Annotated in this window: 9 protein-coding genes; 7 read left to right on the top strand and 2 right to left on the bottom strand. The window is 67.2% G+C overall.

The window, feature by feature from the left end:
- Positions 1–53: 53 nt before the first annotated feature.
- The 4 genes from HW274_RS09560 to HW274_RS09575 all read left to right on the top strand — a co-directional run bounded on the left by HW274_RS09560 (position 54) and on the right by HW274_RS09575 (position 3,895).
- On the top strand, positions 54–1,121 hold the full coding sequence (locus tag HW274_RS09560; RefSeq protein ID WP_075254581.1) for an iron-siderophore ABC transporter substrate-binding protein: 1,068 nt from the start codon (positions 54–56) through the stop codon (positions 1,119–1,121).
- A gap of 3 nt (positions 1,122–1,124) precedes the next feature.
- Complete coding sequence (locus HW274_RS09565) at positions 1,125–1,991, top strand: ABC transporter ATP-binding protein (protein WP_075254582.1); 867 nt, start codon at positions 1,125–1,127, stop codon at positions 1,989–1,991.
- A gap of 283 nt (positions 1,992–2,274) precedes the next feature.
- The gene (locus tag HW274_RS09570) at positions 2,275–3,297 is read left to right on the top strand and encodes a zinc-dependent alcohol dehydrogenase family protein (RefSeq protein ID WP_075254594.1); all 1,023 of its coding nucleotides are present in this window, start codon (positions 2,275–2,277) and stop codon (positions 3,295–3,297) included.
- Positions 3,298–3,343: 46 nt separating this feature from the next.
- The gene (locus HW274_RS09575) at positions 3,344–3,895 is read left to right on the top strand and encodes an NAD(P)H-dependent oxidoreductase (protein ID WP_075254583.1); all 552 of its coding nucleotides are present in this window, start codon (positions 3,344–3,346) and stop codon (positions 3,893–3,895) included.
- Between the two features lie 82 nt (positions 3,896–3,977).
- On the opposite strand, the gene HW274_RS09580 is transcribed toward HW274_RS09575, so the two are convergent.
- The gene (locus HW274_RS09580) at positions 3,978–4,472 is read right to left on the bottom strand and encodes a GNAT family N-acetyltransferase (RefSeq protein ID WP_075254584.1); all 495 of its coding nucleotides are present in this window, start codon (positions 4,470–4,472) and stop codon (positions 3,978–3,980) included.
- A gap of 93 nt (positions 4,473–4,565) precedes the next feature.
- Complete coding sequence (locus HW274_RS12925) at positions 4,566–5,888, bottom strand: NAD(P)H-dependent oxidoreductase (RefSeq protein ID WP_178385022.1); 1,323 nt, start codon at positions 5,886–5,888, stop codon at positions 4,566–4,568.
- A 271-nt stretch (positions 5,889–6,159) separates the two neighbouring features.
- On the opposite strand from HW274_RS12925, the gene hisN reads away from it, so the two are divergent.
- From hisN to HW274_RS09600, 3 genes are all read left to right on the top strand, one after another.
- Positions 6,160–7,053 carry a histidinol-phosphatase gene (gene hisN, locus HW274_RS09590; protein ID WP_003786930.1) on the top strand — a complete coding sequence of 298 codons (894 nt, stop codon included), beginning with the start codon at positions 6,160–6,162 and terminating at the stop codon, positions 7,051–7,053.
- A gap of 401 nt (positions 7,054–7,454) precedes the next feature.
- The gene (locus tag HW274_RS09595) at positions 7,455–8,291 is read left to right on the top strand and encodes an undecaprenyl-diphosphate phosphatase (protein ID WP_185988704.1); all 837 of its coding nucleotides are present in this window, start codon (positions 7,455–7,457) and stop codon (positions 8,289–8,291) included.
- 236 nt (positions 8,292–8,527) lie between these two features.
- Positions 8,528–10,954 (top strand): tetratricopeptide repeat protein, encoded by a 2,427-nt coding sequence (locus tag HW274_RS09600; protein ID WP_185988705.1) that lies wholly within the window; start codon positions 8,528–8,530, stop codon positions 10,952–10,954.
- Positions 10,955–10,978 lie beyond the last annotated feature (24 nt).

Here is a 10,978-nt window from a genome sequence, read left to right on the forward strand (position 1 = left end):
TTCCTCAGGATGATTCTTGATAAAAACGCTATGACTTAGGTTAACCTAAGCCCATGACATCCCACTACAGCCGCCGCAGCGCTCTCGTCTTCGCAGGGTTGGCCACCACCATCCCCGTCCTCGCCGCTTGCTCCGGTAAGAAGGCGGAGTCCAGCGCCTCCTCGACCGCCAAGGCCAAGCCCGCCTCATCGGTGCCCACCGGCATGCCCGAGGGCAAGGGCTCAGGCAAGGCCGACGACGTCTTCCCCCGCAAGGTCGTCCACTTCAAGGGCACCACCGAGATCAAGAAGGCCCCCACCAAGGTCGTCATCCTGTCCACCGGTCAGCTCGACGTCGCCCTGACCCTGGGCATCGTGCCGATCGGCTCAACCAAGGGCGACGGCGCCGCAACGGTCCCGGAGTACCTCAAGAAGGCCTTCCCCAAGCAGGCCGACAAGCTGGGCGCCATCAAGGATGTCGGCTCTCGCAAGTCCCCCAGCGTCGAGGACATCGGCAACCTGTCCCCGGACCTCATCCTCGTCAACCAGGCGGGCAAGGACGACATCGACACCCTCTACAAGTCCCTGTCCGAGGTGGCGCCCACCGTCGTCACCCAGGGCAAGAGCGAGGCCTGGAAGCAGGACTTCCTCCTCGTGGCCGACGCCCTGGGCAAGCCGGAGACCGCCAAGAAGTGGATGGAGACCTACCAGGTCGACGCCGCGAAGGCCGGCTCCGCCATCGACGGCAACCCCACCGTCTCCCTGCTGCGCAAGACCAGCGACAAGCTTCGTCTCTTCGGGGCGGTCTCGCTGGCCGGCTCGGTCCTGTCCGATATGGGCGTCGCCCGCCCCAGCAGTCAGACCTTCACCGACAACGGCAACAAGGACATCAGCTCCGAGACCCTGGCTGAGGCCGAGGCCGACTGGATCCTCTACGGGGCGCAGAAGACCCCGAAGGATGAGAAGGACAAGGACAAGAACAACACCGAGCTGACCGCCATGCCCCTGTGGGCGGGACTCAAGGCCGTCAACGACAAGCACGCCGTGCGCGTTGACGACGACGCCTTCTTCCTCAACGCCGGCCCCACCGCGGCACGGCTCGTCATGACCACGGTGGCGGACACGCTGCCGAAGAAGAAGTAGTCCGTGCCCGCTCCGGTCTCATCGCAGGCTCGTTCCGACGCCCAGGTCCCCACTGCGGGCCTGGGCGTCCGGGGCATCCGCCTGGCCTACCATCCCAGCCATCCGGTCATCGAGGACCTGAGCACGGCCATCACCCCGGGCGCGGTGACGATGATCGTGGGCCCTAATGCCTGCGGGAAGTCCACGCTGCTGCGCGCCATGAGCCGGGTCCTCTCCCCGAGCTCCGGGCAGGTGGTCCTCGACGGCCGCGACATCGCCACCCTGGCCCCCAAGAAGCTGGCCCGGCGAGTGGGCATGCTGGCCCAGTCCTCCATCGCCCCGCCCGGGATCACCGTCCACGAGCTGGTGGCGCGCGGGCGCTACCCGTATCAGTCGCTCCTGCACCAGTGGTCGACCGACGACGACGCGGCCGTCACCGAGGCCATGGAGCGCACCGACGTCGTTGGTCTGGCCAACCGGCACGTGTCCGCACTCTCCGGCGGGCAGCGTCAGCGGGTGTGGGTGGCCATGGCCCTGGCCCAGCGCACCGACATCCTCCTGCTCGACGAGCCGACCACCTACCTGGACCTGGCCCACCAGGTGGACCTCCTTGAGCTGTGCCGCGACCTGAACGCGGAGCTGGGCACCACGATCGTGGCGGTGCTCCACGATCTCAACCAGGCCTGTCGTTACGGGGACGAGGTGATCGCCATGCGCGCCGGCAGCATCCTGGCCCATGGCCGCCCCGAGGAGGTCGTCACCGCGGAGATGGTTGAGGAGGTCTTCGGCCTGAAGGTCCAGGTCATTGCCGACCCGCTCACCGGGACCCCGCTGGTTCTGCCTCTTCCGCGCAAGACCCGGGACACGGCGTCGGGCAGCAAGGCCGGGTAGGAAACGGCGCCGCCCGCGCCCCGGCTTCGGCCGAGCGCGATCATCCGCGAGCGCCTGCGAGCCTGAATTCCCGCTCGTCGGCACCGGTCTTCGCCCGCGCTCGGGCCGAAACACACCAACCTCACGGACCACGACCGGTCCCCCGCGACCCCGCAGGGTGGCCCTGACAGAACCTGTCAGGCGGTGGACCCGCGTCGAGACGCGCGTTTAGTCTTCACATATCAACCCGCACTGATATGAGGACATACCTGTGACTGCTTCTGCTCCTGCCCTGCCCACCACGATGCGCGGCGTCGTCATGCACGCCGCCGGAGACGTCCGCGTCGAGGACCGTGAGGTCCCCCACGTCATCGAACCCACCGACGCCGTCATCAAGCTCGAGGCCGCCTGCGTGTGCGGCTCGGACCTGTGGCCCTACCGGGGCATCCAGCCCCTGGAGGAGGCCCGCCCCATGGGCCACGAGTACGTGGGCACCGTCGTCGAGATCGGCGACGACGTCAAGAACGTCAAGGTCGGCAACTTCGTCGTCGGCTCCTTCTGCCTGAGCGACAACACCTGCGAGATCTGCGAGGACGGCTTCCAGTCGCGCTGCGCCAACGGCGGTTTCATCGGGGACACCCAGGCCGAGTACACGCGCGTGGCCCTGGCCGACGGGACCCTCGTCGTCGTTCCCGGCGGCAAGCCCGAGGACCCCGAGGTCATCGCCTCGCTGCTGGCCGCCTCCGACGTCCTGGGAACCGGCTGGTTCGGGGCCGTCGCTGCCCAGGCCGGCCCCGGCAAGACCATCGCGGTGGTCGGCGACGGCGCCGTGGGCCTGTCCGCCGTCCTGGCCGCCAAGGCCCTGGGAGCCGAAAAGGTCATCGCCTTCTCCCGTCACGAGGACCGGGCGGCGCTGGCCCGCGAGTTCGGCGCCGACGTCGTCATCGCCGAGCGTGGCGACGAGGGCGCCGCGAAGGTCAAGGAGCTCACCGGCGGCTACGGCGCGCACGGCGTCGTCGAGGCCGTGGGCAACCAGACCTCGATGATGCAGGCCATCGCCTCCTGCCGCCCCGGCGGGCACCTGGGCTACGTGGGCGTGGCGCACGGCGTCTCCCTGCCCGGCGACCAGCTCTTCTTCGCCGAGATCCATATGCTGGGCGGCCCCGCGCCCGTGCGCCGCTTCCTGCCCGACCTCATCGACCGCATCCTCAAGCGTGAGATCAACCCCGGCAAGGTCTTCACCCTGCGCCTGCCCCTGGAGGAGGCCCCCGAGGCCTACAAGGCCATGGACGAGCGCCGCGCCATCAAGGTGCTCCTGGAGCCCTGAGCCGAGCCCCACGCCCCACCATCATCGTCTGACAACAGGAGCATTCATGAAGACCCTCGTTCTCGTCTTCCACCCCGACATGTCCACCTCGCGCGCCAACCGGTCCCTGGCGGCCAGGGCCGAGGCCCTCGGAGACGACGTCACCGTGCGCTACATGTACGACCTCTACCCCGATCAGAAGGTCGACGTCGCCGCTGAGCAGGCCGCCCTGGAGGCCGCCGACCGGGTCGTCCTCCAGTTCCCCATGTACTGGTACTCCACCCCCGCACTGCTCAAGCAGTGGCTCGACGACGTGCTCCTCTACGGCTGGGCCTACGGCTCAACCGGTAAGGCCCTGGCCGGCAAGGAGCTGCTGGTGGCCGTCAGCACCGGCGGTCCCGGTGACGCCTACAGCCACGAGTCCTCCTACGGCTACACGCTCACCGAGCTGCTGCGCCCCCTCCAGGCGACGGCCAACATGGTCCAGATGACCTACCTGGCACCTTTCACCACCACCGGGATCCTCACCATCACCGATGAGGCCCTGGCTCAGCGGGCTGAGGACTACGCCGCCACCCTGCAGTCCACGGACCTGCCGGTTCTGGACCGCCGCGGCTGAGTCCGCCAGCAGGCAGCGTCCACATGCCTGAGGGCCCAGGCCGGTTTGCCGGTCTGGGCCCTCGGGGCGTCTCACGGGTGTCTCAGTCGCCGTCGGCCAGGTCCTTGAAGTAGCGCGCCACCGGCCAGCGCTGGAAGCCGAGTCCCTCGTAGGTGGCGCGGGCCGGGGCGTGCCCCAGGTCCCCGCCGGTCTCCACCATCACCATGGCCATCCCGGCGGCCCGGGCCCGCTCCATGGAGTGGTTCATGAGGGCACGGCCAATGCCGCGACGCTGGTAGTCGGGGTCGACGACGACGATATAGACCTCGCCCATCCTGTCCTCGGGATGCAGACGGGTGCACACCCAGCCCACCGGGCGACCGTCGACAACGGCGACGTCGACGCCGTCGGGCTCGCCGTCGAGGACCTCGGCAAGATCGGAGGACTGTCGCTGCCGCCAGCCCTCGGGGTAGAAGGAGCGGTAGACGAAGGCGGGCACGTCCTGCTCCATGAGTGGGAAGACCGGAGCCCAGGCGCGCAGGGACAGGTCCAGCAGCACCTGACGCTGCTCCGGCCGGTACGCAACGATCTCAACCATGCCGAAATCCTACGGCGCTCCCCACAGATACGCCGGGTCCCCGCCGGTCATTACGCCGACGGGGACCCAGTAGCTCAGGACCGCTGAAGGACCTCAGCCGAAGATGTCGAGCAGCGGGAGCTCGGGGGTCTGGAGGACCGCGGCGTAGTCCTGCGCCCGGCGGGCGATGGCCTCATCGGTGATCTCCAGGGCGCCCACCGACAGGAAGGGCACCGCGTACTTGGTGCCGATGACTCGCGAGGTTCCCTGCATAGGCCGCAGGAACTCGTGGATCGTGTAGATGTGCGCGCCCTCGCGGCCGTAGGCGCTGCCGGCGCCGCCGACGCTGACGGCCAGGAGGAGCTCCTTGCCGTGCAGGGCCGTGCCGGTCGAGCCGTAGGCCCAGCCGAAGGTGAGGACGTCGTCGAGCCACTTCTTGAGCAGGGGCGGGCAGGAGAGCCAGTACATGGGGTACTGCAGCACGATGCGGTCGGCGCCCAGCAGAGCCGCCTGCTCGGTGGCCACATCGATGTTGAAGTCGGGGTAGAGGTCGTACATGTAGCGCACGGTGATGTTGCCGCCGAGCGACTCCGCCGCGGCCCCGAGGGCCTTGTTGACCCGGGACTCGGAGATGTTGGGGTGGAAGACGAGAACGAGAGTGTTCACGGAGGACTCCCTGGTGTCGTTGGACTGTGAAGCGGGGGATGGCCCCCGTGAGGCGCCGGGGCTCCCGGCGCCGGACAGGACGTCGCTCAGGCCGGAGAAGCCGCCGATGATGACCTCCAGCTTGGGGGCCATCGCACCGCGGTCCAGCCAGGACTCCTTGGGGCGGAAGGGGACGCGGTCGGCGTCGTCGCCACTGTGCAGCTCATTGGGCCCACGCATGCCCAGGGCGGCGTTCGAGTCGCCGAAGCGCTCGTCCCACATGCGGGTGGCGACGTCGATGCCGCGCTCGCTCCGGCCCGGCTGACGGTCGGACTCGACGGTCTCGGCCATGGCGACCGCTTGCTGGTGGGCGGTCAGAACCGTTGAGAGGGTGTAGTTGAGCGCCAGGTAGGCGTCCTCGCTGCGCAGGCCCCCGGAGACGAGGGCGTTGTGGGCGCGCTTGGCCACGGACATGAAGGGCACGTAGGCCCAGGCCAGGTTGATGAGGGTGTGGTCCAGGCCGGGATGGGCGTCGAGCACGTCCCACAGCGAGTCGGAGAGCCGGCGCAGGTAGTCCTGCCAGCTCAGGCCGGTGGGGGGCAGTGTGACGTCGGCGGACACACGCTCCAGGCAAGCCACGAGCAGGTCGTCGCGCGAGCTGACGGTGCGTCCCAGATCAGCCGCACTCACCCCGAGCCGACGCGCCACCTTGCCCATCGTGAACCGGTCCACACCGATCTCAAGGGCCGCTGTGACGACGTCATCCCTGGTAAAACCGGCATTATGCTGCATTGAGCCTCCCGGGTTGGGTCATACTCGTCAGCGTAACGAACCAATAACAGCCCGCCAAATCGAAGGCACCTATCCGCGCGATGACCGACGCCGTTCTTCCGCAATATAACGGGAAATAAACCATCGCTCCCCCACACCTCCCGCACACCTCTGACGCCGCCAGGAATCTCACGGCGAGGTAACGACTCGGCACACGCCGGGCGGCCTGCCGGGTGGCGCGCCCGACGACGGTGGGGTCTCGCCGAGCCCGCTCCCCCGTTACCGTGGTGCCATGAGCGAGACTCCCCGCCCACAGCGCCCCGTCTTTCCGGAACCGCCCGCGGCGCCCTCACCGGCAGCGGCGCAGCCCGCGCTGACGGCTCCCCCGGCCAAGCAACGGCGCTGGCGCGATGACCTGCACCTGGCGCACACGATCGCCAACAAGGTGGACAGCCTCACCCTGGCCCGCTTCGACGCCGGCAACTTCACCGTGGAGACCAAGTCGGACCTCACACCGGTCACCGAGGCCGACAAGGAGGCCGAGCGCGTCATCCGCGAGCAGCTGGGGCGGGCGCGCGGGCGCGACTCCGTCCTGGGTGAGGAGCTGCCCACCACCGGGCACTCCTCGCGTCAGTGGGTCATCGACCCGATCGACGGGACCAAGAACTTCGTGCGGGGCGTGCCGGTGTGGGCCACGCTCATCGGCCTCATCGAGGACGGCCAGTGCGTCGTCGGGCTAGTCTCGGCCCCCGCGCTGGGGAGGCGCTGGTGGGCCGTGTCCGGCGGCGGGGCCTGGACCGGGCGCTCCCTGAGCTCGGCGCGGCGGCTGTCGGTGTCCGGCGTCGACGACCTCACCCGGGCCTCGATGTCCTACTCCTCGCTGTCGGGGTGGGCTCAGACCAAGCGGCTGCGCGGGATGCTGGGGCTCATGCAGTCGTGCTGGCGCACCCGCGCCTACGGGGACTTCTGGTCCTACATGCTCGTGGCCGAGGGCGCCGTGGACCTGGCCGCCGAGCCCGAGCTCGAGCTTTACGACATGGCGGCGCTCGTGCCCGTGGTCACCGAGGCGGGCGGGCGCTTCACCTCCCTGGACGGCGAGCCCGGACCCTTCGGGGGCAATGCCGTGGCCACGAACTCACTCCTGCACGACGTCGCCCTGCACCACCTGAGCGCTGAGACGGACTGAGCCGGCCCGCTTGAGCCGCAACCCCATCTGCTGGACACTAGTGCGCCCCGAAGTTATAAAAGATCTAAAAGATCTAAAACGCGCAAAAGTGAGCCAAGACACTTTGGGTAAGGGGTAGCCCACACTGCACGATGGCGGGGCGCTACTGGACACCGCACGACGGAAGCAGCCGCTCCTCGGGGCCACACGCCGAGGCCGCACGGGCTGGACTTGTCCCGCATCCAACGTTATAAAAGGGATACAAACTGATATGCGGCCGCAGAGTTGGGCCTTTGCCCCGGTGTCGCCGCGCGGCTGAACCGCCACCGCTGCGGCGGGTACCACAGTGACCCGGCCGTTTCCCCACCCCGTGCGCCGGTAACCTGCCGTGAGTCCACTATCCATCCACCCCAGGAGTCCCTTTGAACTGGCTGCACGCCATCCTCCTCGGCATCGTCGAGGGCATCACCGAGTTCCTCCCGGTGTCCTCCACCGGTCACCTCAACATCGTCGAGAAGCTGCTCGGCTACGAGATCAACTCCGCCGGCATGACCGCCTTCACCGCCGTCATCCAGGTCGGTGCGATCATCGCCGCCATCATCTACTTCTGGGCCGACATCGTCCGCATCGTCACCGCCTGGTTCAAGGGACTGAGCAACCAGCAGGCCCGCCAGGACCCCGACTACACGCTCGGCTGGGGCATCATCCTGGGATCGATCCCGGTGGCCGCCGTCGGACTGCTGTTCAAGGACTTCATCGAGGGGCCGGTCCGCTCCCTGTGGGTGATCGCCGGGGCCCTCATCATCTGGTCGGGGGCCATGTGGCTGGCCGACCACCAGCAGAACCTCAGCAAGGGCATGAAGGACGTGACTGTCAAGGACGCCCTCATCATCGGTGCATTCCAGGCCCTGGCCCCGGTGTTCCCCGGTATCTCCCGCTCCGGGGCGACGATCTCGGCCGGCCTCTTCCTCAAGTTCGACCGGGTGACGGCCACGCGCCTGTCCTTCTACATGGGCATCCCATCCCTGGTCGCGGCCGGACTGCTGGAGGCCGCAACGGAGGCCAGCACCATCAGCAACACCGTGGGCTGGACGCCCACCATTGTCGCGACCGTTGTCTCCGGCGTCGTCGCCTACGCGACCATTGCCTGGCTGCTGCGCTTCGTGTCCTCCAACAAGTTCACGTCCTTCCTCGTATACCGCGTGCTGCTGGGCCTCATCATCATCGTCCTGGTAGCCGCCGGCACCATCGCCGCCTGACGGAGCCCTTGCCGCCGGGCTCAATTCATCTCCGCCGGCATTCTTCACGTGGGGCAACGGATTCTTCCGTTGCCCCACGTGATTTCTGTGCTCCTCAGCGTCGAGCTCCGACGCCGTACGAATCCTGTTCCAGCGTTGTCGTCCGCTTGTACGATAGGCGGCGCGGCCACCCCCTGGGGTAAGCGCAGACTCACGAGCCGCTGAGGACGTCGGCTAACATCGGGGAGATTCGCAGCATGACCACTCGCCACCCATCTGCTTCTCCTATGCGAATTCGCTTCGGAAGTCGTCCCGCGATCGCCCCAGGTTTCGTCAAGCGGCAGGGGCAGGATGAGCTCTTCGACGCCGTCTTCGCTCGCTCCGAGCCTCGCACGGTTCTGACGGGGATGCGGGGAAGCGGCAAGACTCGGCTGGCCGCTGCGGTGGCGGCCAGGTGCGAGGAGGACGGCTGGCCCCTGGTCACGTGGATTCATGCAGCCTCACGCAAGGAGATCCTTGCTGGTCTCTACGAGCTCGCACTGCGCATCGGTATCGACGCACCGAAGAACATTCCTCTGGAGGTCATTGTTCGGCGCCTCCTGGATCGGCTGCGCTCAGCAGAGGCTGCGGACCGCCTCTTCGTCTTCGACAACGTGGAGAATCCGGACGACCTGAGAGACTTCATCCCCAAGGGCACTGGAGTCCGGACCCTCATCACCACCCCGCGCCACCTCGACTGGGACCGCCTGGGGTGGCTGCGGTTGACGGTTGGCACCTTCGATCGGGAGCAGTCGATCTCCCTCCTGTGCGAGCACACTGGCGACACTCACCGCGAAGCTGCTGACCGGATCGCGGATGCGCTGGGCGACGTGCCCGTCGCCATCACCCAAGCCGCCGCGACAGCACAACAGGGTGGATACTCCTTATCCGGCTACCTCAACAGGCTCAGTCATCACCCGCTCGAGTCACGCATCAGTCACCTCGAAGGTGCCAACTACCCCGACGCCGTCGGCATCGCACTGCTCATGGCCTATGAACAGGTCTTGGAGCAGCTCAGAACCAAGCACCCTCGGCAGGAGAGGATCGCCGTATCGCTCCTCGACGCACTGTCCCTCCTGGCTGCTTCCGGAGTGCCGACTCACTGGCTCTTGAGGCTCGACGGCGACTCCGATGCAGTACGCGACACCTTGTCTTTCCTGAAGAGCGCCGCTATCTTCCAAGAGTCCAGTGACGGCAACAAGACCATTATTCACTGGCTCCAGGGACACGTGTACCGGGAAACCTACCTGAATGACCAGAAGAAGCTCAGTGAGGCGCGTTCGCACGCAGCAACACTTCTCGGCGGGATTGACGTAGACCGCCTAGAGAATGTTGAACAGCGGCGAGACGAGACCCACCATCTCATCGAGCAGTTTCTCTCAGTCACATCACAGGAATACTCTCATTCATTATTCTCTGAGCCACAGGTGCCTTCAAAACTCGCCGAGACACTGCACGACGCAACCAGTCTTGGGATGTCGCAGATGGCCCTTAGTCTCACTGACTCCGTGACCCAGGCCTGCGACGTCTTGGGCCCCCACCACCCCGACACCCTGGCTTCACGCAACAACCTCGCCAGCACATACCGGGACGCGGGCAGGCTCGATAAGGCCATCCCCCTGTACGAGCAGACCCTTGAGGACTCCATCCGCGTCCTGGGCACCGACCATCCCAGCACCCTGACCTCACGTCTCAACCTCGCCGGCGCCTACCAGGCAGCCGGCAGGCTCGATCAGGCCATCCCCCTGTACGAGCAGGTTTTCAGCGGCCGCAGCCGCATCTTGGGCCCCGACCACCGCAGCACCCTCACCGCACGCGACGAACTGGCCGGAGCCTACCGGGAAGCGGGCCGATTCGACGAGGCCATCACCCTGAAGAAGCAGATCCTCGCAGACGCCATGCGCATCATGGGTCCCGACAGCCCCGGCGCCTCGGCCGCACGTAACAACCTCGCCGCTACCTACCGGGATGCGGGCAGGCTCAGTGAGGCCATCCCCCTGTTCGAGCAGAACCTCGACGAGGTTAGCCGCGCCCTGGGCCTCGACCATCCTGAAACCTTGGCTTCACGCCACAGTCTCGCTGGCGCCTACCGGGATGCGGGCAGACTGCACGAGGCCATCGCCCTATACCAGGAGAACCTCGAGGAATTCACCCGTCTCGCGGGCCCCAACCACCCTGAAACCTTGGCCTCGCGCGCCACGCTCGCTGGCGCCTACCGGGACGCCGGCAGGCTCCACGAGGCCATCCGTCTGTTCGAGCGGAACCTCGACGACGTTGCTCGCGCCCTGGGCCTCGACCATCCGGAAACCTTGGCCTCACGCCACAGTCTCGCTGGCGCCTACCGGGATACGGGCAGGCTCGACGAAGCCATCCGTCTGTTCGAGCAGAACCTCACCGACTTCATCCGCATTCTGGGTCCTGACCGCCCCGACACCTTCACCTCACGCAGCACGCTCGCTGGCGCCTACCGGGACGCGGGCAGGCTCGACGAGGCCATCACCCTCTTCGAGCAGAACCTCGAAGACCGCACCCGCACCCTGGGACCTGCTCACCCTGTCACTCTCACCTCGCGCAACAACCTCGCCAATGCCTACCTTGCCGCGGGGAGATCCGAGGAGGCAAAGAAGCTCTTCGGGACGCCGTGAAAATTCTGTTTCGGGGCCGCTGAC

Source organism: Actinomyces sp. oral taxon 169, assembly GCF_013394715.1.
Classification (GTDB): Bacteria; Actinomycetota; Actinomycetes; order Actinomycetales; family Actinomycetaceae; genus Actinomyces.